Origin of the sequence: Nonlabens dokdonensis, from assembly GCF_002162835.1 — a bacterium.
GTDB lineage: Bacteria > Bacteroidota > Bacteroidia > Flavobacteriales > Flavobacteriaceae > Nonlabens > Nonlabens dokdonensis_B.
This window is the reverse complement of record NZ_MAAX01000177.1, coordinates 1-25,495: the sequence shown is the minus strand read 5'-3', so window position 1 is coordinate 25,495 and position 25,495 is coordinate 1. Positions and strand designations below refer to the sequence as shown.

Sequence of the window (25,495 nt, the reverse complement as noted above, 5' to 3'; positions counted from 1 at the left end):
TAGAATGTCAAGCCGTCGCAGGACGGCTTCGCTCAATATTAAACGAGAAGATTATGAAAACAATGTACACCTACATCATGGCTCATGTTAAAAATAAGCTATTCTATGTAGGTGTGACAAACAATATTAAACAACGAGTCTTTGACCATAAGAATGCTACTTTTGAAACTCATGTTGGTAAATTTAATATTAAGCAGTTAGTTTGGTTTGAAAAGCATGATAAACCAGCTATAGCATTCCGTAGGGAAAAGCTAATAAAAAATTGGAAACGAGAGTATAAGATTAATTTGGTGGAAAGTATAAATCCTGAATGGAAGGATTTGGCAGAAGAATGGGATTTTACTGGATATATAACGAGTAAAGAGAAATTTGAATAAACATTAAGATAAATTAAATAAGGCTTGAAATTTAAAAGCTCTAGAGATAAATTATAACCGAAGCCGCTCTGCAGCGGCTTGACATTAAGACATATATTTTGACTAAAGAATACGTAAAAACAACAACAGAAAATCAAATACAAACCATAGAATTCTTCCACCCAGCACACAACTCGTTGCCAGGTGATATTCTAGCACAACTAGCACAAGCTATTACAGATGCTGGTAACGATGACGCTACTAAGGTGATCATCTTAAAATCTGGTGGAGAACGCACTTTTTGTGCAGGAGCTAGCTTTAAAGAATTAATTGCGGTAAACGATGCAAAAACAGGAGAGGTATTCTTCTCTGGTTTTGCAAATGTGATCAATGCCATGCGCAAATGTCCTAAATTTATATTAGGTCGTGTACAAGGTAAAACCGTTGGTGGTGGAGTTGGTATAGCAAGTGCAACGGACTATTGCTTTGCGACTAAATTTGCCAGTATTAAATTAAGCGAACTCAACATAGGAATCGGACCATTTGTGGTAGGTCCAGCGGTGGAACGCAAATTAGGTTTAACAGGAATGAGCCAAATTGCCATCAACGCAAACGAATTCTACTCACCACAATGGGCAAAAAATAATGGTCTTTTTGCTGAAGTGTATGAATCTACAGAAGAAATGGACGCAGGAATAAAAGCATTTGCCGAAAATCTTTGTACTTATAATCCAGATGCTATGGCAGAAATGAAAAAGATGTTCTGGACTGGTTGTGAAAACTGGGATCAATTACTTTTTGAGAGAGCAAAGATTTCAGGGAGACTTGTTTTGAGTGAGTTCACTAAGGAAACGCTGAAGCGCTTTCGCTAGGAGTTAGGTATGTGGGATGCGGGATGAGGCTTTCTAAATAGAGAATTATGAAAAGTGATTATCATTTTAAATTTGAAGATTTGTTGGTCTATCAAAAAGCGATGAGTTTTGGTGAGGAAGTAGACCAACTGGTAATTAATTTTCCGCAAAGAGAATTATATGCTTTAAGTTCTCAATTTAGAAGAGCAGCTGACTCTATTGCACTTAACATTGCAGAAGGTTATCCAGGAAGTGATGCACAATTTGTGAAGCATATTAATCACGCATTGCATAGTTCAAACGAATGTGTGTCAGCAAATGAGAAAGCTTTAAAGCGTGAATATATCTCCTATGAACAAAGAGAAGAGATTCGTAAACAAATCACCATAATACAGAAAATGCTGACAAGTTTGCGATCTATAATACGTCAGCGATTGAAGAAATAATAATTTACCACATACCACATACCACATACCACATACCACATACCACATACCACATACCACATACCACATAGCTCAAAACTCATAGCTCTATGATCTACTCTTTCAAATCCCACATCCCAGTAATTCACGAGTCCAGTTTCGTTCATCCACAAGCGACCGTTATCGGTAATGTAATTATTGGTAAGAATTGTTACGTAGGACCATCAGCTGTAATTCGTGGTGATTGGGGCGAGATTATTCTAGAAGATGGTGTTAATGTGCAAGAGAATTGTACAATACATATGTTTCCTGGGAAAAGCATCACGCTTAAAGAAAGTGCCCATGTAGGTCATGGAGCAATTATTCATGGAGCCAACCTAGGTCGCAATTGTCTGATAGGTATGAATAGTGTCATTATGGACGATGCAACTATAGGTGATGAATGCATAGTAGGCGCCATGGCGTTTGTAAAAGCCGAGGCTATTTTTGAACCTCGCAGTCTTATAGTAGGTAATCCAGCTACAAAAATCAAAGAGGTTTCTGATCAAATGATCGAGTGGAAAACTGCTGGAACCAAACTATATCAACAACTTCCTGCAGACTGTCACGAGACGATGAAAGAGGTAGAGCCACTTAGAGAAATCCCTGAAAATAGACCTGTTCAAGAAGATTTTTATAAGACACTTCAGGAAATAAAAGGGAAATAGTTCAGATTTGTTTCTTCAAAAGATCTAATTCTCTTAATAATTCAGTTCGTTGTTTTTTAAGATTTTTAATTTTTCGATTGTCTTGATATTTCCATGTAAAATATGCGATGGTCATGCATGCAGCGTACCATATTGCGATACATAATACAGTTCCGAAATAGCCAAAATCGCTAAGCTCTAAAGCTGAAACACTCTCTCTTCTATAAATACCATCAGCTTCACTTGTATAAGCAGGTCCCACAAAACTGATGAAAACACCAAATAATAATACGTTTATCCAATTACGCCCTATCCAGTTCTTGCTGCGTTCTGCTCTTTCAATTTTATATTTATTAGCCAGCAGCGCTTTTTCTTTATATTGAATTTGCATTCTTTCTTCTTTACCAACGTGAAAATAAGTAATGATTTTTTGATTTTAAGTATTCCGCTTTCGCGAAAGCAGAATTACAACAAACTTTTCACTACTAACAAGCGTTAGTTTTCTTATTTTTATGCCATGGCAAAGACTATGGATTTTATACTCCCAAAAATGGGAGAATCGATAACAGAAGGAACGATACTTAACTGGCTGGTTCAAGAAGGAGAAGCTTTTGAAGAAGGTGATATCCTTGTTGAAGTAGGTACAGATAAGGTAGATAATGAAGTGCCAGCACCAGCCGCAGGGATCATGTCTAAGCATTTATGCGCTAACGGTGATGTGGTAGAAATAGGTAGCGTGATTGCTCAATTTGAAGAGTCAGATGGGTCTGTAAAGACGGTTGCCTCTCCAAAACCTGCTGAGTCTAATAAAGCTACAAGGAAAGATGTGCTTGTAAGTGAGCAGCCTAAACCAGTAAAGGCAACTTCAAAAACCACTTCTGTTTCTAACTCTTATGTTAATCAGGATCTTTTTGTGAGTCCGCTAATTGATAGTATGGCGCGCAAACATCATATGTCTTATGAAGAACTAGCTCGCATACCAGCTACTGGTCATGAAGGTAGATTACGCAAGAGTGATGTGGTTAATTATATCAATGATGGTAGGCCTTTTCAATTTGCACAAGCAGTAAATAATGAACCAGATCCTACCGCATATCGTATACCTCAACTTAAACTAGATAAAGGAACAGGTACCATTATTAAAATGGACCGCATGCGCTCTATGATTGCAGATCATATGGTGTATTCTAAACATACCAGTCCGCACGTGACTGCTTATGTAGAGGCAGATCTGACAGATTTAGTGAACTGGCGTAATAAAAACAAAGGACCTTTTCAAGAAAAATACGATGAGCGATTAACGTTTACACCACTTTTTGTAGATGCGGTAGCGAGAGCGATTAAGGAATATCCTAATATCAACGCTAGTGTTGATGGTTCCAATATCATTGTTAAAGAAAATATCAACGTAGGTATGGCGACCGCATTACCTTCAGGAAATTTAATTGTACCTGTAGTTAAAAATGCTGACCAGAAATCTCTACAAGAAATCGCTGCAGATGTGAACCGCATGGCAAACCTAGCACGTGAGAACAAATTAGGTGGAGACGATATTAAAGGAGGAACATTTACGATATCAAATGTGGGAACTTTTGGTTCATTAATGGGTACACCGATTATCAATCAGCCAGAGGTAGCTATTCTAGCCACAGGAATCATTAAAAAACGTGCTGAGGTCATGACCAAAGATGGCGTGGACAGTATTGAGATAAGAAGTATGATGATGTTATCATTATCATTTGATCATAGAGTAGTAGATGGATTTTTAGGAGGTAGTTTTTTAAAGCAAGTGGCTTTGAATCTGGAAGCTGCTCCTGATAAAGGTTATTAATGAAATTGATTTTCCGCACTCGATGCGGAAACTGCTAGTTTTACTTCATGGCTGGATATGAGCACAAATATTACGTCTATTTACTTTCTAATAAGAAAGATGGTGTTTTGTACCTTGGAATGACAGATGATGTGAAGCATAGAACTGGACAACATAAAGAAGAAAGGTATAAGAAAGCGTTCTCAAAACGATACCAGACTAAAAAACTGGTCTATTTTGAAGAATTTCAATGGGTTCAAGAGGCACAAGCAAGAGAGAAGAAGCTGAAGAAGTGGAAGCGGCAATGGAAAATAGACCTTATTGAAAAGGATAATCCAGAATGGCTAGATCTTGCAGAGGCTTGGTGGGATGATGAGAATTATTAATTAGTATTGAGTAAGTATAATCAGATTCCGCATCGAGTGCGGAAATTCAAGATATTATGAAAATAAGTAAAGAAATTTTAGAATTCGGATATAAAAACCTTACCACTGCCAAAGCCATGGCAGAACTCTACGAAGAGAACTTTAAAACAGTTTCTAAGTATGTACACGCCACAAGTCGTGGTCATGAGGTGATTCAGACTGCGCTAGGAATGCAGTTGTTACCACAAGATTATGCTTTTCCATATTACCGCGATGACGCGATGTTGCTATCCATAGGTATGAAACCTTATGATCTAATGTTGCAATTGCTGGCTAAAAAAGATGATCCTTTCTCTGGTGGACGTACCTACTACTCACATCCATCGTTGAATGATATCGATAAACCTAAAATACCACATCAATCTAGTGCTACAGGAATGCAGGCTATTCCTGCTACTGGTGTAGCGTTAGGATTTCATTATCGTGAGAGTTTAACAGAAGAACAAAGAGCTGCTATTGATTCAAGTTCGAGTTCAAGTTCAAGTTCTGATTCCATTGTAGTTTGTTCTCTAGGTGACGCATCAGTCACAGAAGGAGAAATTGCTGAAGCTTTTCAAATGGTAGCTTTAAAGCAATTGCCTATTTTATATCTAGTGCAAGATAACGGTTGGGATATCAGCGCAAATGCTGCAGAAACTCGTGCACAAAATGCTGCCGAATATGCTGCAGGATTCCACGGTATAGAAGCTATTTCTATCGATGGGACAGATTTTGAAGAAAGTTACAACACCTTAAACGAGGTGATTGGAAAAATAAGAACTGAGCGCAGACCGTTTTTGGTTCACGCTAAAGTGCCATTGTTAAATCACCATACTAGTGGTGTAAGAATGGAGTTTTATCGCGATGATTTGGAAGAGGCGAGAAGCCGTGATCCATATCCGCGTATGAGGCAGTTATTGCTCGATAATGGATTTAGTAAGCAAGATGTGGATGGTTATGACGCTTTCGCGAAAGCGGAATCTATAAAAGCTCTAGAGCAAGCAATGAAAATGCCCGATCCTGAGCCATCAGATTTATACACACACGATTTTGCACCAACACCGATAACAGAAGAAAAAGGAGAGCGATCTCCAGAAGGTGCTGATAAAGTGGTGATGGTAGATTGCGCACTATTCGCCATTGAAGAATTAATGAGAAAACATCCAGAATGCTTGTTATATGGGCAAGACGTAGGAGGACGATTAGGTGGTGTTTTTAGAGAAGCGGCAACGCTAGCGCAAAAATTTGGCGATAATAGAGTTTTCAACACGCCTATTCAAGAAGCATTTATAGTAGGAAGTACGGTAGGAATGAGTGCTGCAGGTTTAAAACCTATAGTAGAGGTGCAATTTGCAGATTATATCTGGCCTGGATTGAATCAGCTGTTTACAGAGGTTTCTCGATCTAATTACTTAAGTAATGGAAAATGGCCGGTTTCTATGGTCTTGAGAGTGCCGATAGGAGCTTACGGTTCTGGTGGGCCTTACCATTCTAGTTCTATGGAAAGCGTGGTTTCAAATATAAGAGGTTTAAAGATTGCCTATCCATCAAATGGCGCCGATTTAAAAGGACTGATGAAAGCTGCTTATTATGATCCTAATCCGGTGGTGATTTTTGAGCATAAAGGATTGTATTGGTCTAAAGTAAAAGGAACTAAAGGCGCTACAAGTGTAGAACCTAGTGATGATTATGTGTTGCCGTTTGGAAAAGCATGGGTACTACAAGAAATCTGGAAAAAAGAGGAAGAAGAAACCTTGAGTATTATTACTTACGGAATGGGCGTGCACTGGGCAATGAATGCTACAGAAGAACTTGGTTTACAGGACAGAGTAGAAGTAGTGGATTTAAGAACGCTGCATCCACTAGATTATGAAACGGTTTTTGCGAGTGTGAAGAAATGTGGTAAATGCCTGGTAGTTACTGAAGAACCTAGTGAGAATAGTTTCTCACGTGCCTTACAAGGTCGCATACAAGAAGAGTGTTTCAAATACATCGACGCTCCGGTAATGGTCATAGGATCTGAAAATATGCCAGCGATACCATTAAATTCTGTTCTTGAGGAAACGATGATTCCTAGTACAGAGAAAGTAAAAACTAAGATTAAGGAAATTCTTAATTATTAAATATGAAAAGAAGTTTGATTATTGTAGCACTATTTTTTGTTATCATTTCTTGTGGAACAAAGAACTTTACTTACGTCCAAGCATCTGGTTACGAATTGCGACCAACGGACACTTTATTCACATTTAATAAAGATGCGATTCAGGGTAAATGGCTCACTAATTATCCAAGAGACAAGAAGTACCTTATTTATAAAGATGGATATGAGCTAAACAAGGAAAATAACTTCACTAAAAATGAGAATCAAAAATATCTCTTGAAAAATGATAGTATTTTCTATTTCAGTAATGGGAAAGTCTATTCAGGTAAACTTGTATTTCATACTCAAAAAGAATTAAAAATCAAATGGGGAAACTCTGAAACGATTTCTTATTACCGACCTAAAGTTAGAGTTAAATAAGTTTTTCAATTAAAATTATAGCTAGAAAGGATGAAAATAACCCTAGAAAGAAAGAATACAGGATATCTACTAGAAGCAAAAGGTGTTTCTGGAAACACCGTAATGATAGATCATAGCGGTATGGAAACCGTTCAAGGCGTGAGTCCTATGGAATTACTTCTCATGGGTGTTGGCTCTTGTAGTGCGATAGATATTATCGCTATTCTTAAAAAGCAACGCCAAGACATTACTAGTTATAAAGTAGAGGTCACAGGAGAGCGTTATGAGTTAGATGATTCTAAGCCATTTAAATCTATGCATGTGACTGTGTTACTAGAAGGCGATATCAATCCTGATAAAGCTCAAAAAGCAGCCGATTTGAGTTTTGAAAAATATTGCTCAGTTTCAAAGAGTTTTGATAAGTGTGTGGAAATAACTTGGGAAATAGTGTTATAAAAAAAGCCTTATCCCAATTTATAGGATAAAGCTTTTTCTAAATTCTTAAATCTCACTTAACTTTGCGGCATAGGTGGATATTGTTTCAATATTTCTTTCACAATTTTGTTAGTGCGTTCTACTTTTTCTTCTGGAGTTGATTTGAGGGGTGCTGTTCCTACACCTTGCCATATTAATTCTTTTTTACGGGCGTCTATCAAATCTATATATAAAACACCTTCCGTAACACGGCTCACGTTATTACCCCAGCCACCACCGAAGCCCCAGCCCCAGCCACCGCCAAAGCCCCAACCCCAATTGTTAAACACATCTACACGTTCTTTAGAATCTGTAAATATGCTTACCATCATGTCTGGATCGTCCGATTTTACAAAGCCTTTTGCAGCCATTTCAGTGTCAATCGCTCTAAGAATTCGCTTTTTATCTAGCTCTGAAATATTTGCGTCATCGATTCCTGCTTTGAAATAAGCATAGGTTTTATAATTGGTAAAATTGGCTTCAAGCGCATAGTCTTGAGAAACACGCACGGTTTGGCAGCTCACTAATAGAGTAAATACCACCAAAAGAGTTACTAATTTTTTCATTGCTTTTATTTTTAGTTTGCTTTCGCGAAAGCGGAATCCAAAACCACTCTCTTAAAAACGGATTATATATTTTTAATCAAATCATCACTTACCTCATTGGGTATCGTGACTTTTAAAGAAGGATTGAGTTCCATGGCTCTTTCTATAGCAAAAACGGCGTTTTCATTTCTAGCCCAGTTTCTACGAGCAATACCGTTATTTACATCCCAAAACAGCATGGATTCCAACTTGTTTTCTGACTCCTTACTACCATCAATTACCATTCCAAAACCTCCATTAATCACTTCTCCCCAGCCTACGCCACCACCATTGTGAATAGAAACCCAAGTAGCTCCTCTAAAGCTATCTCCTATAACGTTTTGTATAGCCATGTCTGCAGTGAAGCGAGAGCCGTCATAAATGTTAGAAGTTTCTCGATAAGGACTGTCTGTTCCAGAAACATCATGATGGTCACGACCTAGAACAACTGGTCCTATTTCTCCAGCTGCAATCGCATTGTTAAATTCTCGTGCAATTTCTATTCTTCCTACTGCATCGGCGTATAAAATTCTCGCTTGTGATCCTACAACGAGTTTATTTTCCTGCGCTCCTTTGATCCATTTTATATTGTCCTGCATTTGTTGCTGGATGCGCTCTGGAGCTTTTTGCGATAACTCTTCTAGAACCTTAGTCGCAATACGGTCTGTTTTCTTAAGATCTTCTGGATCATTTGATGCGCAAACCCATCTAAAAGGTCCAAAACCATAATCAAAACACATAGGTCCCATTATATCTTGAACATAAGACGGATAACGGAATTCTTTATCCACTCCAGCAATATCAGCATTTGCACGGCTGGATTCTAGTAAAAAGGCGTTACCATAATCAAAGAAATAGGTTCCTTTTTCTGTATGCTTATTAATAGCTTCTACATGGCGTCTCAAGGAATGCTGAACTTCTTTTTTGAATCGCTCAGGATCATTACTCATCATCTCATTTGCTTCATCAAATGTGAGGTCTACAGGGTAATAGCCACCTGCCCAAGGATTATGTAAACTAGTTTGATCACTACCTATAGCAACATGTATTTTGGCATGGAATAGCGCTTCCCATACGTGAACAATATTTCCTTCGTAGGCGATGGAGACAGTTTCTTTGTTCTTTTGTGCTTTATGAACTCGTGCTATGAGATCGTGGGTGTTTTTTATCACTATATCTACCCATCCTTGAGAATGTCTGGTTTGCACCGCTTTCGGATTCATCTCAGCACAAATTGTGATACAACCGGCGATATTCCCTGCTTTGGGTTGTGCACCGCTCATACCGCCCAGACCTGAGGTTACAAAAATGTTTCCAGTCGGCGATTTTTCAATTTTCCTAAAGGCATTCAAAACAGTAATAGTAGTTCCATGAACTATTCCTTGCGGCCCTATGTACATATAAGATCCAGCAGTCATCTGGCCATATTGAGTAACTCCTAGCGCATTGTACTTTTCCCAGTCGTCTGGTTGAGAATAGTTGGGGATCATCATCCCATTTGTCACCACACAACGAGGAGCGCCTTCGTGAGAAGGGAACAATCCCATGGGATGTCCAGAATACATGACGAGTGTTTGCTCTTCTGTCATCTCGCTTAAATATTTCATGGTGAGTAAATACTGCGCCCAATTAGAAAATACACCACCATTACCACCGTAGGTAATTAGTTCATGAGGATGTTGAGCTACAGCATGATCCAGATTGTTTTGAATCATTAACATGATGCCAGCGGCCTGAGTTGATTTTGCAGGATAATCGCTTATATTTCTTGCTTTGATTTCATAATCTGGCATGAAACGATACATGTAAATACGACCGTAAGTATCTAGTTCTTCTTTAAATTCTGGTAATAAAACTTCATGATGTTTGGCATCAAAGTATCGCAGCGCATTACGCAAAGCTAACTTTTCCTCTTCAGGGCTGAGAATCTTTTTACGCTTAGGAGCATGATTAATTGCTGGATCGTATTGATGAGCTGGAGGCAATGTATCAGGAATTCCTATTTGTATGCTTTCGCGAAAGCGTGCTAAAGAACTATCTACACTCATAACATCTAGTTTTGGCTGTTTGTATTTTTATCATAACCATAAGGACAATGACGGCAACCGCTCTCACAACAATAACCTCTTTTGAGGTGGTATTGCTCTGTAAAACAGCGGTATCCTTGAGGCGTTACATAATAATCGCCTTCCTCTACGGGAATAATCTTTTTCATTTTATAAAAATACAACAGTATCCATAGAATAGAGAATGGTCTAGTAGATGTTTTAATCAAAGTATGTTGTCATATTTTAAGAAATGCATATAAGTTATTCAATAACTTTGCAATCATGATTCCATTAAAAACTAAATATCTAAATAACTATACAGGCATGACGCTGTGGCCTTTTTTACTGATTAGGCACAAATCTAAGTTGGGCGATCAAGTTTTTATGAATCATGAAAACATTCATGCTGTACAGCAAAAAGAGTTGCTCATTATAGTTTTTCATATTTGGTATGCGGCAGATTACTTTATAAAGCTCATAAAACATAGAAATCATAACCTTGCCTATAGAAATATCGTTTTTGAAAGAGAAGCCTATGAAATGGAAACCGATCCTGAGTATTTAAAGAGTAGAAAGCTATTTTCTTTTCTAAAGTTTTACAGTAAAAAATACCGGTATGAATGAATTGTTCTTACCGCAAAAAGCTGTTAACCAAACCTTCAAAAAATTTGAAGACCTTGGTGTAACTATTGATATTAAAAGAGAAGATGTGCTCCACAAAGAAGTATCTGGCAACAAGCTGCGCAAGCTTAAATACAACATGATCGAAGCTCAAAAGCAAGGTCATGACACGATTCTCACTTATGGAGGTGCTTTTTCAAATCATATTGCTGCGACAGCTGCAGCTGGAAAAATCTTAAGATTACAAACTATAGGAGTCATACGAGGAGAAGAATTAGGACAAGATCTGGAAAAAACGTTGTCTGGTAATTCAACTTTAAAATTAGCTCATGATAATGGTATGCAATTTCATTTCGTTTCTCGAGAAGCATATCGGCAGAAAGAGTCTAAAGATTTTTTAAATAAAATGAAGGCTGTATTTAATTCGTTTTATAACATACCTGAAGGAGGAACAAATGCTCTTGCGGTACAAGGAACAGAAGAAATACTCACCGAGTTTGATAAAATAAACTATGACCTTATTTGCGTGGCAGCTGGAACAGGTGGCACCGCCGCAGGAATAATAAATACTGCTTCTGAGCATCAAAAAGTTATGGTTTTCTCCGCTTTAAAAGGTGATTTTATGAAAGCTGAAATTGAGAAGTATACCATTAGAAAAGATTTTGAGGTGGTTAATGAAGATGCTTTTGGAGGTTATGCAAAGTCAGATGATGGATTAATAAGTTATATGAATTCTCGCTTTCGCGAAAGCGGAATATCTTTAGAACCCATCTACACAGGTAAAATGATGTATGGAATAGAACATATGGTGAAAACTGGCGTTATCAAAGGGAAAACTCGTATTTTAGCCATTCATACCGGCGGTTTACAATCGATTGCTGGATATAATAAAATGCTAGAAAAAAAGGGACGTCTTAAGATAAGTTATGAAAATTACGTTTAGATATATATTTACTGTTATAGTACTAGGAATGTTACTCGCTTCATGTGGCTCTAAAAAACGCGTAGTTACTAGAAAACCTACTAAACCTGTAGCCACTACGACTGCTCCTTCTAAAAATGAAACACCTACTTCAGAAGAGAAAGATGATGATAAAGTGACCACTACCATCAAACCTAGAAGTGGAGATAAGGTACAGAACTATATAGACGACTTTAAAGAGGTTGCGATGGAAGAGATGAAACTCTATAAAATCCCTGCAAGTATTACACTTGCACAAGGTATTTTAGAAAGCGGTTCTGGAAGTGGTAGACTTGCTGTAGAGGCAAATAATCATTTTGGGATTAAATGCCACAAAGGGTGGACTGGTGGACGTATTTATCATGATGACGATGAAGATCAAGAATGTTTTAGAACTTATAATGATGCCAGTTATTCTTATAGAGATCACTCTTTATTTCTCAAGGATCGTAAGCGTTATGCTGGCTTATTTCAATTAGACATTGACGATTATAAAGGCTGGGCGAGAGGCTTGAGAAAGGCAGGCTATGCTACTGATAGAAGATATCCGCAAAAATTAATTAGTCTCATTGAGCGTTATGAATTGTATCGATATGACAACATAGCTTTAGGCAAGGATGTAGACGAGAAGCCTCGAGTAATAGAAGAAGTGAAAGAGACCCAAAATTCAGGTTTTGTAAAACAACACGTAGTTGTAAAAGGAGACAGTTTATACCGACTTTCAATTAAATACAATACAACTGTTGAGCAATTAAAAAAACTCAATAATTTAAAATCAAACGATTTGAGTATAGGTCAAGTACTTATCGTAAAATAATTAAAATTTTCATGGCATTTAGTTACCAAAGAAGTAGTGCGCTATTTCAAGAAGCAAAAAAATATATACCTGGTGGAGTAAATTCTCCAGTTAGAGCTTTTAATGCCGTAGGCGGCGATCCTGTTTTTGTAGAAAGAGCAAAAGGCGCATACCTGCAAACAGAAGATGGCAACCAGATCATAGATTATATCGCCTCTTGGGGACCTATGATTTTAGGTCATGCGTTTGAACCGGTAGTAGAAGCGGTTGTAAAAGCGACCGAAAAAGGAACGTCTTATGGGATGCCTACTGCGCTAGAAACTGAAATAGCAAAACTTGCCGTTTCCATGGCGCCTAACGTAGACCAAATACGTATGGTGAATTCTGGTACAGAAGCTTGCATGAGTGCTGTGCGTCTTGCACGTGGATTTACAGGAAGAGATAAAATCATCAAGTTTGCTGGTTGTTATCACGGTCATAGTGATTCATTTTTGATTCAGGCTGGTAGTGGAGCTGTAACCTTCGGTAGTCCTAACAGTCCTGGTGTAACTCAAGGAACAGCAAAAGATACCTTACTTGCACAGTACAATAACCTTGATCAAGTTGAGGAGATCTTCAAAAAAAATGAAGGAGAAATTGCTTGTGTCATCATTGAGCCTATTGCGGGAAATATGGGTTGTATAGTTCCAGAAAATGGTTTTCTAGAAGGAATAAGATCTTTGTGTGATGAGCATGGTGCTTTATTTATTTTTGATGAGGTAATGACGGGCTTTAGGCTAGCTCGTGGTGGAGCACAAGAAACAACAGGTGTAAAGGCAGACATTGTTACTTATGGAAAAGTTATAGGTGGTGGTTTACCAGTAGGAGCCTTTGCAGCTCGTCAAGAGATCATGAATCATCTTGCTCCACTAGGGCCTGTTTATCAAGCAGGAACCTTAAGTGGTAATCCGCTGGCGATGAGTGCTGGAATGGCTATGCTTACTCATTTAAATAATCATCCTGATATTTATGATAGCCTAGCTGAGAAAACGGAATACCTACACAAAGGAATCGACAGCGTTCTTTCTGACAAAGGAATCGATTATAAAATCAACCGTTATGGTTCTATGATGTCCGTACATTTTACAGACCAAGATGTGGTAGACTTTTCTAGTGCTGCAACAGGTAACAACGAGTGGTTTAAAAAATTCTTTCATGGACTTTTAGAGCGTGGTATCTACTTGCCACCGAGTGCATTTGAATCCTATTTCTTGAATGATGCATTAACTTATGAAGATCTAGATAAAACCATAGAAGCGAGTAGAGAAGTGGTTGCAAACTGGTAAGGCGTTTTTTTCTCGCTCAAGGCGAAAACAATCTTTAAATAAAACGTCATCTTATTTTGATTATCCTAGATATTTCATTGAACTAAATAAAAAAGCCATTTCTAATAAGAAATGGCTTTTAAAATTTTATAACTTCTATTATCTAGGATTTGCTTTGCTTTGTAGTAAGCTAAATTTTTCTTTACCTAGGAGTTGCTCCATTTTTTTATTGTAATCTTCTAAGATATCATTGCGTCTACCATTATAGTCTACCGCAGCTTCACCTTCTCTTTCTAATTTAAGAAGTGATGATTCCTTAAAACCTACAATTTCTCTTAACTCTGAATGATTCTTTTTATCCAGCTTTGTAATCGCAATAATAGAAGAAACCTGTCGGTCAAGATCAGCTTTAAACGTATTAACTTTTTCTGTTTTTTTTGCGGTTAACTCTTGCTGTGCCTTTGTAATCTCTTGCTGTGCAAAAGAAAATGTTCCTGTTAAAAGAGCAGCTATAAAAAGTAATTTTTTCATTTTGTTTAATTTATTAAAGTTTTTAAAAGTAATGATTTAAAAAGTAATGGCAAAGTCAAGTGGTTTTATCATTTCATGCATAAGACTATTACGATTAATTTTAAAAACAAAAAAAACTGGATTTTATTGAAAATCCAGTTTCAGAATGGTAAGAATTAAATTTAACCTTAAAATCTATCTAACCATGTAGTTGAGTGTCCTACGTACTAGTCTCTTTTACCTCTTCTTTTCTTTGCATCTTTCATTTTTCTTTGAGCATCTTTTGCCATCATTTTTTCAAACTTAGCATATTGATCAGCATTAAGAATTGATTTCATTTGACGTTTAGTTTCAATTCTTTTTTCAAGCATTTTTTCCATTTTGGCTACTTTTTGCTCTTTAGTGAGTTCTGCTCTTTCTTCCTTGGTTAACCTATTTGCAGCGCGTTCTTTTGCCTCTTTTAATAAAATAGACTCAACTTGAGATTGTTGTTGCGTGTTTAGGTCTAATGCCAAGGTCATTTTTTTGGATTTGATAGATGCAATCTGTTCTGGAGAGGAATCTCTCATTCCGCGTTGTGCATTTGCAAATCCTACCGTTAGTATCGCTACTAAAATCATTAACTTTTTCATCTTTTTCTTTTTTATGTTATACATCTATGACCTGAGATATTTGCATAAGTTTAATTAGAGGTACAAAAAAAGCCAGATATTATATCTGGCTTCCATAGTTTTAAGATGCAATTTCTACTTAAATTAAAGTCTCTTATTTATTTAGTAGTATCTTCAGTTGAATCCTCAGAGTTAGTTTGAGAATCGTCTTTAGAACTGTAGGCATCATTTAATTCTTTGATGATGGTCTCAGTAATGTCAGCTGTTTCAGTACCATAAACTAAATTACCTGATGCGTTTTTACCTACAACAAAAGAAATGTTATTTTTCTTTGCATAATCAGCAACAGACTCTTCAACCATTTCATCAAGTTCTTTTAAGTCTTTTTCAAATTGCTCTTGCATTTTTTGTTCTTGCGCTTTTACTTCAGTATTTACACGATTCCATTTTTGACTGAAGGCAAGTATTTCAGAATTACTTTGTTGTTGTTGAGGAGATAGATTACTAAATTTTGCTTGTAATGGTGCAGCCTCCATTTGATAAGCCTGATTAAGACTATCAGTCTTCACTTTAAATGCTTCTTGCTGGGTTTTTATATTTGCCTCAAGATCTATTTTCTTTTGATATTCATCAAATACTTTGACATTATCTACAAATGCTATTTTTTGTGATTCTTGACAAGATGTAAGTATTAGTACTAAGGCTAATACGCTCATTAATTTTTTCATTTATGATTGTTTTAATTTTGATTTTTAATTTCAATTAAAGTCTCTAGTTATAGTGTTTCTACAAAGAGTCCTTCTTCAGTTTTAGAGACTTTTGCTACTTTCTTACCAGTAAGACCTTTAATAGATTTATCCCATTTTTTATTACTTAGCCCAGCTTGTTCTTTTAATGTGTTAAGCTCTATTTTCTCCGCTTTTTTAAGCAGGTCATAAACCAGTTGCTCTTCATCATTAAGCTCTACTGATACCGTGTTTTCTGGTTTCATTTGTGGGAAAAACAGAACTTCTTGAATCGACGGATTGTTAGTAAGATACATTATTAATCGATCCATACCTATTCCTAAACCTGATGTAGGTGGCATTCCATATTCAAGTGCTCTTAAGAAATCTTGATCTATAAACATCGCCTCGTCATCACCTCTATCAGCTAGTTTTAATTGCGCCTCAAAACGCTCTCTCTGGTCTATAGGATCGTTTAATTCTGAGTAGGCATTTGCAATTTCTTTACCGCATACCATAAGCTCAAAACGCTCTGTAAGTTCTGGGTTATCTCTGTGTTGTTTACACAAAGGAGACATTTCTTTAGGATAGTCTGTGATAAACGTAGGCTGGATGTAGTTGCCTTCACATTTTTCTCCAAAGATCTCATCAATAAGCTTTCCTTTACCCATTGTTTCATCTACGTCTATTCCTTTCGCTTTCGCGAAAGCGTATAACTCTTCCTCACTTTTTCCATCAATATCAAACCCTGTGAAATCAATGATAGATTGACGCATGGTTACTCTAGGGTAAGGTGCTTTCCATTCAATTGTGTGCTCTCCAAACTGACTAGTAGTAGCTCCATTTACCGCTACTGCACAATTCTCAAGTAGTTCCTCAGTGAAGTCCATCATCCAGTTGTAATCCTTGTAGGCTACATAGATTTCCATCGCGGTAAACTCTGGATTGTGTGTGCGATCCATTCCTTCATTACGGAAGTTTTTACTGAACTCATACACGCCATCAAAACCACCTACAATCAATCTCTTCAAGTACAACTCATTTGCAATACGCATATAAAGCGGTATGTCCAGCGAGTTATGGTGTGTCATAAATGGTCGAGCAGCTGCTCCACCAGGAATAGGTTGTAAGATAGGCGTCTCTACTTCAAAATATTCTCGCTCATTAAAAAACGATCGCATCGCATTAAAAAGCTTAGTTCTTTTTACAAAAACTTCCTTCACATGTGGATTAACAGCGAGGTCTGCATATCGCTGTCTGTAACGAGTCTCTGGATCATTAAACTCGTCGTAGGTGTTCCCATCAGCATCAGTTTTGGGAAGTGGAAGTGGTCTCAATGCTTTACTGAGAATAGTAAACTCCTTAATGTTTACTGTGATTTCTCCTACTTGTGTCTTAAAAAGTTCTCCTTTAATGCCTATAAAATCGCCTAGGTCCAGAAGCTTTTTAAATACATCATTGTACATAGATTTATCCTCACCAGGACAAATTTCATCACGATTAAAGTATACTTGTATGCGACCTTCAGCGTCTTGAATTTCACCAAAGGAAGCTTTTCCCTGAATTTTTTTACGCATTAAACGGCCGGCAATTACCACTTGTTTACCTTCTTTGAAATCGGCTTTAATCTTTTTAGAAGTAATATCTACTGGATAAAGTGCTGCTGGATAAGGGTCTATTCCCATTTCACGCAGCTTGCCTAGTTTCTCACGGCGTACGATTTCTTGTTCAGAAAGTTGCATAATATTTGTTTGAATTAAGCTTGCAAAGGTAAAATAAAATCAAAGTCAAAATCAAAATATAAGTCTAAAACGATGACTAAGTTTTAACGCTGTAACAAATATGTTTTTGAGTCGTCCTATTTGTGTATTTCAAGTGCTGTTATTTCAAGTTTATAGTTGTTAAATGAAGCCTTGTATGACTTTTCATTTTAACGATTTAAAAATTAAGTATGAGTATCTGGCGTGTCATTCTTGCCATCATTTTTCCACCACTTGCAGTTATAGGCAAAGGCTGTGGCTCTATCATTATAGTATTTCTATTAACTCTACTAGGATGGATTCCTGGCGTTATTGCAGCATTGATTATTCTTAATAATCCTGAACGATAAGTTTTATAGGGTATCAAATTTTATATTCCTAAGTTTTACTGATTCTAATTGTTTTCTGACAAAAAAATTATATTGGTGTATATTTCACTGATCAATCAGTATTCAAATGAAATTTTTTAGAAAATCTAGATTTAATTCACTTACGTCATCTTCCATTAAAAAATATATAGGTTATGCTATAGGGGAAATACTTCTTGTTACTATAGGGATTCTAATAGCTATATGGGTTAATAATTATTATAGAGAGCAAGATCTAAATAGTGAACGACTCAAAACATTGAACAGTATAAGTGCATCCATTGAAGCTGATAAAAAAGAAATCAAACGCGTTATTGAGTCATGGAAAGAGAATGACAGTTTAATTATAAAAATTCTTTACGAGACAAAATCTGACGAACCCATAAAAAACTGCGAGTCGTGTAAAGACGTTCTTTATGGACTTTCATTTCCTTATATTAATGAAAAGGTTATTTTACAAATTGATAAATTGCCTACTGTAGCAGATAGTATAAGTGTAATTACAGATAGGTTAGCACTTGATTACACCGCTTTTCTTGAAGTAAAAGAGACCTATGATGAATTAGGGACAGGTGTAGTTACAGAAAATTTAGAATACTTAAAATCAAATACAAAATGGTTTGCGGCTTTTTTATCTAAAGGAGAATGTGATGATGATTGCCTTGAATACCATAATGAAAGTAACGATTTCAGAAATCGAGTCGCATATTTAGAGTTGATCTTCTACGATGCTTATCAATACGAGTTGATTACACTTTACAAAAAGATAAACGAACTAAATGAGCTGCTCTCAGAACAAATTATAAAATTAGATTCTTAGTAATCTATTAATGGTTGTAATCATACTAAATCTTAGAATAACTACCTTTGTAATATGAATAAAACCGTCAATTTTCAGGATTTAGGTCGTAGAGATTATAAGGAGACTTGGGATTATCAAGAACAACTGTTTAAGTCTATTATTGATACCAAAATCAAAAATAGGAGAGAAGATGCAGGTCTAGAAACTCAAAACCACTTACTGTTTGTGGAACATGACCATGTATATACTTTAGGTAAAAGTGGCGATATCGATAATCTTCTAGCAAATGAAAAGCTACTTGACAATATAGGTGCGACTTTTTATAAAATTAATCGTGGTGGCGATATCACCTATCACGGTCCTGGCCAGATTACTGGTTATCCTATTCTAGATTTAGAAAACTTCTTTACAGATATCCATAAGTACCTGCGCTTTCTTGAAGAGGTATTCATTAAAATACTCGCTGACTATGACCTTAAAGGAGAACGCAGCGATGGTGAGACTGGTGTATGGCTAGATGTGGGCACGCCATTTGCCCGCAAGATTTGCGCAATGGGCGTGAGAGCGAGTCGCTGGGTGACCATGCATGGATTTGCATTTAATGTAAATACTAATTTAGGCTATTTTGATCATATCATTCCATGTGGTATCGATGATAAAGCAGTTACCTCTCTGGCTGCCGAACTCAAAAGAGAAGTTGATCTTAACGAAATCAAGGAAAAGATCAAAAAATATTTTACAGAGCTTTTTGAGGCTCATCTTCATTAAGGAGGTTTGTATTTTTCCGCTTTCGCGAAAGCGAAATAACAATACATCATAAGTCATTTTATTATCCTTACATCTTATTTAGAATAATTCTATACAATTTTCCTATAGCCTTAAGCATAGTTATAAGAAATAACAATTGTTAAAAAGCTAACTTATATTTATTTAATCTAAATAAGCATATTATTTTTGCAACCGCAATTAGAAATTATTTATATTTAATCTAAATAAATGAGAAAGTTATTTTGTTGTCTTGCATTAAGTTGCATCTTTCAAATCGCAACCGCACAAAATTCACAAGCAACTGATTCTGTTGAGAATCTAAAAGTCATTCATTTAAAGCCTAATTCCTTAATAGGTAGCAAGTTTGAAGCTCGCAATAGAACAGGATCCTCCTATTACATGTCACAGCGTGATTTAACTAAGTTTAATTATACTGACGTAAATCGTGCTCTCTTATCCATTCCAGGTGTAAATGTTACTGAAGAAGACGGTTTTGGACTGCGACCTAACATTTCCTTGCGTGGTACTCAAGCTGAGCGTTCTTCAAAGATTACCTTAATGGAGGATGGAGTTCTTATCGCTCCAGCGCCATACTCTGCTCCTGCAGCTTATTATTTTCCTAATGTAGGACGTATGGAAGCTATAGAGGTACTTAAAGGTAGCAGTCAGGTGCAGTATGGACCTTTTACCACTGGTGGTGCCATTAATTTTGTTTCCAGTTCTATACCTAATGAATTGAAGGGATATGCAAGAGTGAATTTAGGTAATTACAATTCTAGGCAAACAGAGTTGCGCGTAGGTGACAGCGGTGAGCAATGGGGTTATATGGTTGACTTTTTGAATTTTAGCAGTGATGGTTTTAAAAGTTTAGATAACGGTGGTAATACCGGTTTTGACCGCAATGATTATAGCGCAAAGTTTACTTACCGTTCTAAAGCCTCTGCAAAAGTGCAGCAGTCCCTTACTTTAAAACTGCAATACAGTGAAGGACTTGATAATGAAACTTATTTAGGTTTAACTGACGATGATTTTAATGAAAATCCTTACAGAAGATATCTTGCTAGCGCAGCAGATAATATTACAACAGAGCATGATCAAATACAATTAACCCATTTAATAAAACCAGCTCAAAACATTGTAATTCAAACTACAGCTTACTCTAACAATTTTAAAAGAAACTGGTATAAACTAGATTATGTAAATACTGGTAATGGTAATGTAGGGATCAACAACCTTCTTACAGATCCAGTAACATTTTCAGACGAATACAATGCTGTAGAAAGTGGTCAGGATACTGCAGAGGATGTTTTTGGAGTAAAGGCAAATAACAGAGTTTATTATTCTCGTGGCATTCAATCAAAGGTGAACTTCAAATTTGGTACTGATGTATTAAGTGATCTTGAATTAGGTGTACGTTATCATGAAGATCAAGAAGATAGATTTCAATGGGTAGATCTTTACGGTGTAGAAAATGGGCAGTTAGCTCTTACTTCACCAGCAACAAGAGGAACTGATGCAAATCGTGTGTCTGATGCTCAGGCGTTAGCGCTTCATGCCTTATATAAAATGAATTTTGGAAAACTTACTTTAACTCCAGGATTGCGATATGAAGACATTACACTTACTAGAGATAATTATGGTAGCAATGATCCTGGTCGTACTGGAGTGGACTTAAGCTCTAGAGAAAACAGTGTAAATGTGTTTATTCCTGGAGTAGGAGCAAATTACCGTATTAGTAATTTATGGTCTGTTTTTGGAGGTGTACACAAAGGCTTTTCACCACCAGGAAGCGCACCAGACGTAGATGCTGAGGAAAGTGTTAACTATGAATTAGGTTCTCGATTTTTAATAGGTGGATTAAGAGGAGAATCAACCATATTCTTTAACGATTACAGTAATTTATTAGGTAGTGACCTTGCAGCTGGTGGCGGCGGTGGAACAACTGATATGTTTAATGCTGGTGAAGTAAATGTTGCAGGAATAGAAGTAAGCTTTACATATGATTTATTGCAAAACAATCAAAAGTGGTCGGTGCCACTTACTTTAAACTATACGCACACTCAAACAGAATTTCAAAACGCCTTTGATAGCGATATTTATGGAGAAGTAGCTGTAGGTGATGAAATACCATATATTGCAGAGAACCAGTGGAACTTTCTAGCAGGAATTTCTCATGCTAAATTTGATATAAACGCAAATGCAAGATTTGTGGGAGAAATGAGAACTCAAGCAGGAACTGGTAGTATTGCTGCATCAGAAAGAGTAGACAGCAACTTTCTCATAGATCTTTCAGGGAGATATCATTTCAATAAAAATTTAACTGGTACCTTAAATATGATAAATGTACTTGACAATGAGTACGCAGTTTCTAGACAACCTGCCGGACTTCGTCCTGGTCATCCTTTTGGGATTAATGCAGGATTAATCGCTAGATTCTAATATTGAGTTATCAAAGTGTTTTATCTTTAGACTTCAATTAAAATAAGTTATGGGAAAATTTGAAATCTATACTAATAAATCAGGTGAGTTCCGATTTAGATTAAAAGCATCTAACGGGCAAAGTATTCTAGCAAGTGAAGGTTACACTACAAAAGCTGCTAGAGATAATGGAATCGAGTCTGTACGCAAGAACTCTCAAGATGAAAAACGTTTCAAAAAAGGAATGAGCAAGTCAGATCAACCGTATTTTAACCTAACAGCTACAAATGGTCAAGTTATAGGTAAAAGCGAGATGTACAACTCAGATGCTGCGTGTGATAACGGTATTAAAAGTGTTATGAAAAATGCACCAGATGCTGAGGTTGTAGAGTCATAAGCTCTAACCCTACGAGATTTAAAAATCCCTTTTCAAGTTAATGAAAAGGGATTTTTTAATTTGTCTAGACTTCTATTATTATATTGATTTAAACCATCATTATCAAGTTTTCGTTCCCCAACCATAATGGATCTGAAACTTTGCATTAAACACCTACCAAGCTACTTTTTTAGTTTTCAAGTTCCAGTTCATTTCCTAACCTTCAATTCAAACAAAGTAGGAAACAATTGATCTTTTAAATAATAAAGTCCATCTTCACGCAATTCCATATCTGGGAAGACATCGTAAGGACTGCCGTCATGTTCTGCAAAAAGTTCTATGTTTAATCCAGCATCAACTAAAGATTGTATCACGTCACTCAAAGAATGATTCCAGCCGTATTCTTTAGAAATCATACTAGAATCTGGATTTGCATAAGTACCTTGATACTCGTCATAAATAGCTTCATTTTGTGCATAATGATACTTAAGAGATGGTTGCTCTTCGTTATAATCATACATCCATATGATAGGATGAAACTCTACTATGTAAAAAATACCTCCAGGTAGTAAACGCTCTGCAATCATCTGTGCCCAAGGTTTTAAATCCGGTAGCCAGCCTATGGTGCCATAACTGGTAAAAACAATATCAAATTGATCGTTTATATGTTGTGAGGTTTCTAGAACATTGCAGCATACAAAATCCACTGGCAATTCTAGTTCTTCACTTAGTTTCTTCCCTAATTCAATGGCTTTATCAGAGATATCTACAGCTGTTACTTGCGCTCCTTTATTTGACCAACTCAAAGAATCTTGACCAAAGTGGCATTGCAAATGCAACATTTTCTTTCCTGTAACATCTCCTAGAGCGTTGATCTCGTAGGAGTTTAATGAGTTTTTCGCTTTCGCGAAAGCGTGCTTATCATAGAAATCACTTTCATAATGAACAGCTGTCTTTGTGTTCCAAGTTTGCCTATTAAGCTCAAATGCCTTTTGTAAATCCATACGGCAATTTAATAAAGTTTAAACATTTAAAATGAATGCCAAACTTGTAGTTTGTTTTATATTTGAGCTAATAAGTTAAACAAATGAAACATATCAGCCTTAAAGAATTACAGGATTATGACCGTTTTTATCGAGGTAATCTTGTAAATAGTATCACTGGATTTAAAAGTGCCAATCTTCTTGCCACTAGGTCTAAAGATGGTGTTGATAACGTGGCTATTTTTAGTAGTGTGACACATCTAGGGAGCAATCCGGCTTTATTCAGTTTTGTGCAAAGACCGTTGGGACATGGCGTAGGTCATACTTATTACAACCTAAAAGAAACAGGTAAGATTACATTGAATCATTTGCCTGAGTCGTTAGTAGATCGTGCGCATCAATCGAGTGCTAAGTATGATGCATCCATATCAGAGTTTGAGCAACTGGATATAGAAAAGATAGATAGAGAAGGGTTTATTGCTCCTTTTGTAAAGGCGTCTCCGGTGCAGCTCGCTGCAGAGTATGTGAATGAGTATTATCTAAAAGAGAACCGATGTATTCTTGTGATTTGTAAAATTACAGATATCTTTTTACATGAAAATCACCTCGCAAATGACGGTTGGGTGGACATAGCAAAAGCTGGTACGGTAACGATAAATGGTCTGGACGGCTATGCTACTACAAAAGTGGAAAAACGATTAAGCTATGCACAAATTGATAAAGAGCTGGAAGAAATTTCCATGGAAACTGGAAAATGATCATGAAACAAAAAGCACGCAATCAACACCATCTACCTACTAAGGTATGTCCAGTTTGTGAACGAGAGTTCACATATCGCAAGAAATGGGAAAAGAATTGGGAAACGGTAAAGTACTGTAGTAAAAAATGCAGTTATAATAAGTAAGCCGAATTTGTTCGACTTAAAAAGACCGCTATAAGGCAGCAGCTTAATTGAAAAGAGGTAGAATTCATTCTGCCATTTAGAAAAACTTAATTTATAGAGTATGAGTAACCTAGTCTGGTTTAGAAATGATTTGAGAGTAACTGATAACCACAGTCTAAAAGCTGCTTGTGATAGGGAAGGCGATGTCATAGGAGTTTATTGTTTTGATCCAGCTTTTTATCAAGAAAGTGATTTTGGATTTGATTTAGACTTTGAATTACCATTCACCAAAACTGGAAAATACAGAGCACAATTTATAATTGAAGCGCTAGAAGATTTAAAGAAACAACTTCAAAATCATGGGATTCCATTACTAGTTTTTCATAAGTCACCAGCTCAAGAATTTCCAGAATTGATTAAGGAACTTGGGGTTCAACATATTTTTTTGCAAAAAGAATGGACACGAGATGAAGTACAGCAAGAAGAAAAGCTAGGCGAGGCTTTAGAAGAAGCAGGTTTAAAAGATCAGGTAAAAGGACACAGAGTTTACGATCAGTTTTTATTTCATCCTGATGATGTTCCTTTTGAGAACTTTAATCAAATACCTAAAGTTTTTACTGAATTCCGTAAGAAGTGTGAAAAGCAGTCTGAGGTTAGAGATTTAGTTAATATTGATGATTATAAACAAGAATTACCAGAAGTAGAGCAAACAGAACTACCTACTTTGAACGATTTAGGTCTTGAAAGATTTGAAAAAGATCATCGTAGCGCATTTCCTTGGAAAGGTGGCGCAACTGCAGCATGGGAGCGACTCGATCACTATTTCTGGGAAACTAAAAAGCTTCAATACTATAAAAAAACCAGAAATGGATTAGTAGGTACAGATTACAGTAGCAAGTTCAGTGCTTGGCTAGCGATAGGTGCTATTAGCGCAAGGGAAATTTATTGGGAAGTAAAGCACTTTGAAAAAGAGATTAAAAAAAATCAGGATACCTATTGGTTGATATTTGAGTTGATCTGGAGAGATTTCTTCAAATACGTTTCTTTAAAACATGAAAGCAATATATTTCAATTAGGCGGCATTTTAAAGAAAGATTATGAATGGAAATCTAGTGAAAGAGAATTAAGCAAATGGATTCAAGGAGAAACGCATGAGAGATTTGTAAACGCAAACATGAAAGAGCTCGCAGCAACAGGATTTATGAGTAATCGAGGTCGACAAAATGTAGCTAGTTATTGGTCTATGCACAAGGAACAAGACTGGAGAATAGGTGCCGCTTATTTTGAACATATTCTTATAGATTATGACGTGCATTCTAACTACGGAAACTGGATGTATAACAGCGGCGTAGGAAATGATCCTAGAAATAGAACTTTTAATATAAAATCTCAAGCAAATCGCTATGACGGCGATGGTAAGTTTCAAAACTTATGGTTGCAGGAAAATTTATTTTAAGCATTTACTTGCTCG

At 36.5% G+C, this 25,495-nt stretch carries 30 protein-coding genes; 21 read left to right on the top strand and 9 right to left on the bottom strand.

Annotation, left to right across the window (positions count from 1 at the left end):
• Nucleotides 1-53 precede the first annotated feature (53 nt).
• From A9Q93_RS11490 to A9Q93_RS11475, 4 genes are all read left to right on the top strand, one after another.
• A complete protein-coding gene (locus tag A9Q93_RS11490; protein ID WP_303687550.1) occupies nucleotides 54-377 on the top strand; it encodes a GIY-YIG nuclease family protein in 324 nt (107 codons plus the stop codon).
• Nucleotides 378-475: 98 nt separating this feature from the next.
• Entirely contained in the window at nucleotides 476-1,228 is a 753-nt protein-coding gene (locus tag A9Q93_RS11485) for an enoyl-CoA hydratase/isomerase family protein (RefSeq protein ID WP_303687549.1), read from the top strand.
• A 47-nt stretch (nucleotides 1,229-1,275) separates the two neighbouring features.
• Entirely contained in the window at nucleotides 1,276-1,653 is a 378-nt protein-coding gene (locus A9Q93_RS11480) for a four helix bundle protein (protein ID WP_303687548.1), read from the top strand.
• A gap of 89 nt (nucleotides 1,654-1,742) precedes the next feature.
• Nucleotides 1,743-2,339 carry a transferase hexapeptide repeat family protein gene (locus A9Q93_RS11475; protein ID WP_303687547.1) on the top strand — a complete coding sequence of 199 codons (597 nt, stop codon included), beginning with the start codon at nucleotides 1,743-1,745 and terminating at the stop codon, nucleotides 2,337-2,339.
• 1 nt (nucleotide 2,340) lies between these two features.
• Here the strand turns inward: A9Q93_RS11475 and A9Q93_RS11470 are convergent, their stop codons facing one another.
• Complete coding sequence (locus tag A9Q93_RS11470) at nucleotides 2,341-2,709, bottom strand: hypothetical protein (RefSeq protein ID WP_303687546.1); 369 nt, start codon at nucleotides 2,707-2,709, stop codon at nucleotides 2,341-2,343.
• Between the two features lie 126 nt (nucleotides 2,710-2,835).
• Here A9Q93_RS11470 and A9Q93_RS11465 point away from each other — a divergent pair, with 126 nt between their 5' ends.
• From A9Q93_RS11465 to A9Q93_RS11445, 5 genes are read left to right on the top strand one after another with little or no spacing between them, the layout of a single operon-like run.
• Nucleotides 2,836-4,149 (top strand): dihydrolipoamide acetyltransferase family protein, encoded by a 1,314-nt coding sequence (locus tag A9Q93_RS11465; protein ID WP_303687545.1) that lies wholly within the window; start codon nucleotides 2,836-2,838, stop codon nucleotides 4,147-4,149.
• 47 nt (nucleotides 4,150-4,196) lie between these two features.
• Entirely contained in the window at nucleotides 4,197-4,514 is a 318-nt protein-coding gene (locus tag A9Q93_RS11460; RefSeq protein ID WP_042271818.1) for a GIY-YIG nuclease family protein, read from the top strand.
• Between the two features lie 56 nt (nucleotides 4,515-4,570).
• Nucleotides 4,571-6,655 carry a thiamine pyrophosphate-dependent enzyme gene (locus A9Q93_RS11455; protein ID WP_303687544.1) on the top strand — a complete coding sequence of 695 codons (2,085 nt, stop codon included), beginning with the start codon at nucleotides 4,571-4,573 and terminating at the stop codon, nucleotides 6,653-6,655.
• Between the two features lie 2 nt (nucleotides 6,656-6,657).
• Nucleotides 6,658-7,053 (top strand): hypothetical protein, encoded by a 396-nt coding sequence (locus tag A9Q93_RS11450; RefSeq protein ID WP_303687543.1) that lies wholly within the window; start codon nucleotides 6,658-6,660, stop codon nucleotides 7,051-7,053.
• A 30-nt stretch (nucleotides 7,054-7,083) separates the two neighbouring features.
• The gene (locus tag A9Q93_RS11445) at nucleotides 7,084-7,488 is read left to right on the top strand and encodes an OsmC family protein (RefSeq protein ID WP_303687542.1); all 405 of its coding nucleotides are present in this window, start codon (nucleotides 7,084-7,086) and stop codon (nucleotides 7,486-7,488) included.
• 56 nt (nucleotides 7,489-7,544) lie between these two features.
• Here the strand turns inward: A9Q93_RS11445 and A9Q93_RS11440 are convergent, their stop codons facing one another.
• The 3 genes from A9Q93_RS11440 to A9Q93_RS11430 form a co-directional block, all read right to left on the bottom strand.
• Nucleotides 7,545-8,072: a DUF4136 domain-containing protein gene (locus tag A9Q93_RS11440; protein WP_303687541.1), complete on the bottom strand. Its 528-nt coding sequence runs from the start codon at nucleotides 8,070-8,072 to the stop codon at nucleotides 7,545-7,547.
• Between the two features lie 62 nt (nucleotides 8,073-8,134).
• On the bottom strand, nucleotides 8,135-10,138 hold the full coding sequence (locus A9Q93_RS11435; protein WP_303687540.1) for a urocanate hydratase: 2,004 nt from the start codon (nucleotides 10,136-10,138) through the stop codon (nucleotides 8,135-8,137).
• Between the two features lie 5 nt (nucleotides 10,139-10,143).
• Nucleotides 10,144-10,305, bottom strand: coding sequence for a DUF5522 domain-containing protein (locus A9Q93_RS11430; RefSeq protein ID WP_303687539.1), 162 nt, complete (start codon nucleotides 10,303-10,305; stop codon nucleotides 10,144-10,146).
• A 115-nt stretch (nucleotides 10,306-10,420) separates the two neighbouring features.
• Between A9Q93_RS11430 and A9Q93_RS11425 the strand changes: the two genes are divergently transcribed.
• From A9Q93_RS11425 to hemL, 4 genes are read left to right on the top strand one after another with little or no spacing between them, the layout of a single operon-like run.
• Nucleotides 10,421-10,762, top strand: a complete 342-nt coding sequence (locus tag A9Q93_RS11425; protein ID WP_303687538.1) for a hypothetical protein — start codon at nucleotides 10,421-10,423, stop codon at nucleotides 10,760-10,762.
• On the top strand, nucleotides 10,755-11,702 hold the full coding sequence (locus tag A9Q93_RS11420; protein ID WP_303687537.1) for a 1-aminocyclopropane-1-carboxylate deaminase/D-cysteine desulfhydrase: 948 nt from the start codon (nucleotides 10,755-10,757) through the stop codon (nucleotides 11,700-11,702). Before A9Q93_RS11425 ends, A9Q93_RS11420 begins: the two co-directional genes overlap by 8 nt.
• Nucleotides 11,686-12,537, top strand: a complete 852-nt coding sequence (locus tag A9Q93_RS11415) for a glucosaminidase domain-containing protein (protein WP_303687536.1) — start codon at nucleotides 11,686-11,688, stop codon at nucleotides 12,535-12,537. Before A9Q93_RS11420 ends, A9Q93_RS11415 begins: the two co-directional genes overlap by 17 nt.
• A gap of 11 nt (nucleotides 12,538-12,548) precedes the next feature.
• Nucleotides 12,549-13,841 (top strand): glutamate-1-semialdehyde 2,1-aminomutase, encoded by a 1,293-nt coding sequence (gene hemL / locus A9Q93_RS11410; RefSeq protein WP_303687535.1) that lies wholly within the window; start codon nucleotides 12,549-12,551, stop codon nucleotides 13,839-13,841.
• A gap of 138 nt (nucleotides 13,842-13,979) precedes the next feature.
• On the opposite strand, the gene A9Q93_RS11405 is transcribed toward hemL, so the two are convergent.
• From A9Q93_RS11405 to lysS, 4 genes are all read right to left on the bottom strand, one after another.
• Complete coding sequence (locus tag A9Q93_RS11405) at nucleotides 13,980-14,351, bottom strand: hypothetical protein (protein ID WP_303687534.1); 372 nt, start codon at nucleotides 14,349-14,351, stop codon at nucleotides 13,980-13,982.
• A 206-nt stretch (nucleotides 14,352-14,557) separates the two neighbouring features.
• A complete protein-coding gene (locus A9Q93_RS11400; protein WP_303687533.1) occupies nucleotides 14,558-14,962 on the bottom strand; it encodes a hypothetical protein in 405 nt (134 codons plus the stop codon).
• A 137-nt stretch (nucleotides 14,963-15,099) separates the two neighbouring features.
• Nucleotides 15,100-15,669, bottom strand: a complete 570-nt coding sequence (locus A9Q93_RS11395) for an OmpH family outer membrane protein (RefSeq protein WP_303687532.1) — start codon at nucleotides 15,667-15,669, stop codon at nucleotides 15,100-15,102.
• 47 nt (nucleotides 15,670-15,716) lie between these two features.
• On the bottom strand, nucleotides 15,717-17,408 hold the full coding sequence (gene lysS / locus A9Q93_RS11390) for a lysine--tRNA ligase (protein ID WP_303687531.1): 1,692 nt from the start codon (nucleotides 17,406-17,408) through the stop codon (nucleotides 15,717-15,719).
• A gap of 209 nt (nucleotides 17,409-17,617) precedes the next feature.
• On the opposite strand from lysS, the gene A9Q93_RS11385 reads away from it, so the two are divergent.
• The 5 genes from A9Q93_RS11385 to A9Q93_RS11365 all read left to right on the top strand — a co-directional run bounded on the left by A9Q93_RS11385 (nucleotide 17,618) and on the right by A9Q93_RS11365 (nucleotide 22,179).
• Nucleotides 17,618-17,776, top strand: a complete 159-nt coding sequence (locus A9Q93_RS11385; protein WP_303687530.1) for a YqaE/Pmp3 family membrane protein — start codon at nucleotides 17,618-17,620, stop codon at nucleotides 17,774-17,776.
• 106 nt (nucleotides 17,777-17,882) lie between these two features.
• The gene (locus A9Q93_RS11380; protein ID WP_303687529.1) at nucleotides 17,883-18,614 is read left to right on the top strand and encodes a hypothetical protein; all 732 of its coding nucleotides are present in this window, start codon (nucleotides 17,883-17,885) and stop codon (nucleotides 18,612-18,614) included.
• Nucleotides 18,615-18,668: 54 nt separating this feature from the next.
• A complete protein-coding gene (gene lipB, locus A9Q93_RS11375; RefSeq protein ID WP_303687528.1) occupies nucleotides 18,669-19,364 on the top strand; it encodes a lipoyl(octanoyl) transferase LipB in 696 nt (231 codons plus the stop codon).
• A gap of 228 nt (nucleotides 19,365-19,592) precedes the next feature.
• Nucleotides 19,593-21,803, top strand: a complete 2,211-nt coding sequence (locus A9Q93_RS11370) for a TonB-dependent receptor (protein WP_303687527.1) — start codon at nucleotides 19,593-19,595, stop codon at nucleotides 21,801-21,803.
• Between the two features lie 49 nt (nucleotides 21,804-21,852).
• Nucleotides 21,853-22,179: a YegP family protein gene (locus A9Q93_RS11365; protein WP_303687526.1), complete on the top strand. Its 327-nt coding sequence runs from the start codon at nucleotides 21,853-21,855 to the stop codon at nucleotides 22,177-22,179.
• 188 nt (nucleotides 22,180-22,367) lie between these two features.
• Here A9Q93_RS11365 and A9Q93_RS11360 read toward each other — a convergent pair whose 3' ends face one another.
• Nucleotides 22,368-23,162, bottom strand: coding sequence for a bifunctional 2-polyprenyl-6-hydroxyphenol methylase/3-demethylubiquinol 3-O-methyltransferase UbiG (locus tag A9Q93_RS11360; protein ID WP_303687525.1), 795 nt, complete (start codon nucleotides 23,160-23,162; stop codon nucleotides 22,368-22,370).
• Nucleotides 23,163-23,245: 83 nt separating this feature from the next.
• Between A9Q93_RS11360 and A9Q93_RS11355 the strand changes: the two genes are divergently transcribed.
• The 3 genes from A9Q93_RS11355 to A9Q93_RS11345 all read left to right on the top strand — a co-directional run bounded on the left by A9Q93_RS11355 (nucleotide 23,246) and on the right by A9Q93_RS11345 (nucleotide 25,480).
• The gene (locus A9Q93_RS11355) at nucleotides 23,246-23,899 is read left to right on the top strand and encodes a flavin reductase family protein (protein ID WP_303687524.1); all 654 of its coding nucleotides are present in this window, start codon (nucleotides 23,246-23,248) and stop codon (nucleotides 23,897-23,899) included.
• A gap of 2 nt (nucleotides 23,900-23,901) precedes the next feature.
• Entirely contained in the window at nucleotides 23,902-24,045 is a 144-nt protein-coding gene (locus tag A9Q93_RS11350) for a DUF2256 domain-containing protein (protein WP_303687523.1), read from the top strand.
• A gap of 100 nt (nucleotides 24,046-24,145) precedes the next feature.
• Complete coding sequence (locus tag A9Q93_RS11345) at nucleotides 24,146-25,480, top strand: DASH family cryptochrome (RefSeq protein ID WP_303687522.1); 1,335 nt, start codon at nucleotides 24,146-24,148, stop codon at nucleotides 25,478-25,480.
• Nucleotides 25,481-25,495: the final 15 nt, after the last annotated feature.

What these genes read in the sequence shown, in the direction of transcription:
- lysS (WP_303687531.1), bottom strand. Translation starts at nt 17,408, where the DNA reads ATGCAACTTTCTGAACAAGAAATCGTACGCCGTGAGAAACTAGGCAAG.
- A9Q93_RS11355 (WP_303687524.1), top strand. Translation starts at nt 23,246, where the DNA reads ATGAAACATATCAGCCTTAAAGAATTACAGGATTATGACCGTTTTTAT.
- A9Q93_RS11465 (WP_303687545.1), top strand. Translation starts at nt 2,836, where the DNA reads ATGGCAAAGACTATGGATTTTATACTCCCAAAAATGGGAGAATCGATA.
- A9Q93_RS11380 (WP_303687529.1), top strand. Translation starts at nt 17,883, where the DNA reads ATGAAATTTTTTAGAAAATCTAGATTTAATTCACTTACGTCATCTTCC.
- lipB (WP_303687528.1), top strand. Translation starts at nt 18,669, where the DNA reads ATGAATAAAACCGTCAATTTTCAGGATTTAGGTCGTAGAGATTATAAG.
- A9Q93_RS11385 (WP_303687530.1), top strand. Translation starts at nt 17,618, where the DNA reads ATGAGTATCTGGCGTGTCATTCTTGCCATCATTTTTCCACCACTTGCA.
- A9Q93_RS11345 (WP_303687522.1), top strand. Translation starts at nt 24,146, where the DNA reads ATGAGTAACCTAGTCTGGTTTAGAAATGATTTGAGAGTAACTGATAAC.
- A9Q93_RS11405 (WP_303687534.1), bottom strand. Translation starts at nt 14,351, where the DNA reads ATGAAAAAATTACTTTTTATAGCTGCTCTTTTAACAGGAACATTTTCT.
- A9Q93_RS11455 (WP_303687544.1), top strand. Translation starts at nt 4,571, where the DNA reads ATGAAAATAAGTAAAGAAATTTTAGAATTCGGATATAAAAACCTTACC.
- A9Q93_RS11480 (WP_303687548.1), top strand. Translation starts at nt 1,276, where the DNA reads ATGAAAAGTGATTATCATTTTAAATTTGAAGATTTGTTGGTCTATCAA.
- A9Q93_RS11475 (WP_303687547.1), top strand. Translation starts at nt 1,743, where the DNA reads ATGATCTACTCTTTCAAATCCCACATCCCAGTAATTCACGAGTCCAGT.
- A9Q93_RS11415 (WP_303687536.1), top strand. Translation starts at nt 11,686, where the DNA reads ATGAAAATTACGTTTAGATATATATTTACTGTTATAGTACTAGGAATG.
- A9Q93_RS11435 (WP_303687540.1), bottom strand. Translation starts at nt 10,138, where the DNA reads ATGAGTGTAGATAGTTCTTTAGCACGCTTTCGCGAAAGCATACAAATA.
- A9Q93_RS11395 (WP_303687532.1), bottom strand. Translation starts at nt 15,669, where the DNA reads ATGAAAAAATTAATGAGCGTATTAGCCTTAGTACTAATACTTACATCT.
- A9Q93_RS11430 (WP_303687539.1), bottom strand. Translation starts at nt 10,305, where the DNA reads ATGAAAAAGATTATTCCCGTAGAGGAAGGCGATTATTATGTAACGCCT.
- A9Q93_RS11360 (WP_303687525.1), bottom strand. Translation starts at nt 23,162, where the DNA reads ATGGATTTACAAAAGGCATTTGAGCTTAATAGGCAAACTTGGAACACA.
- A9Q93_RS11450 (WP_303687543.1), top strand. Translation starts at nt 6,658, where the DNA reads ATGAAAAGAAGTTTGATTATTGTAGCACTATTTTTTGTTATCATTTCT.
- A9Q93_RS11365 (WP_303687526.1), top strand. Translation starts at nt 21,853, where the DNA reads ATGGGAAAATTTGAAATCTATACTAATAAATCAGGTGAGTTCCGATTT.
- A9Q93_RS11470 (WP_303687546.1), bottom strand. Translation starts at nt 2,709, where the DNA reads ATGCAAATTCAATATAAAGAAAAAGCGCTGCTGGCTAATAAATATAAA.
- hemL (WP_303687535.1), top strand. Translation starts at nt 12,549, where the DNA reads ATGGCATTTAGTTACCAAAGAAGTAGTGCGCTATTTCAAGAAGCAAAA.
- A9Q93_RS11350 (WP_303687523.1), top strand. Translation starts at nt 23,902, where the DNA reads ATGAAACAAAAAGCACGCAATCAACACCATCTACCTACTAAGGTATGT.
- A9Q93_RS11445 (WP_303687542.1), top strand. Translation starts at nt 7,084, where the DNA reads ATGAAAATAACCCTAGAAAGAAAGAATACAGGATATCTACTAGAAGCA.
- A9Q93_RS11370 (WP_303687527.1), top strand. Translation starts at nt 19,593, where the DNA reads ATGAGAAAGTTATTTTGTTGTCTTGCATTAAGTTGCATCTTTCAAATC.
- A9Q93_RS11460 (WP_042271818.1), top strand. Translation starts at nt 4,197, where the DNA reads ATGGCTGGATATGAGCACAAATATTACGTCTATTTACTTTCTAATAAG.
- A9Q93_RS11440 (WP_303687541.1), bottom strand. Translation starts at nt 8,072, where the DNA reads ATGAAAAAATTAGTAACTCTTTTGGTGGTATTTACTCTATTAGTGAGC.
- A9Q93_RS11400 (WP_303687533.1), bottom strand. Translation starts at nt 14,962, where the DNA reads ATGAAAAAGTTAATGATTTTAGTAGCGATACTAACGGTAGGATTTGCA.
- A9Q93_RS11490 (WP_303687550.1), top strand. Translation starts at nt 54, where the DNA reads ATGAAAACAATGTACACCTACATCATGGCTCATGTTAAAAATAAGCTA.
- A9Q93_RS11425 (WP_303687538.1), top strand. Translation starts at nt 10,421, where the DNA reads ATGATTCCATTAAAAACTAAATATCTAAATAACTATACAGGCATGACG.
- A9Q93_RS11420 (WP_303687537.1), top strand. Translation starts at nt 10,755, where the DNA reads ATGAATGAATTGTTCTTACCGCAAAAAGCTGTTAACCAAACCTTCAAA.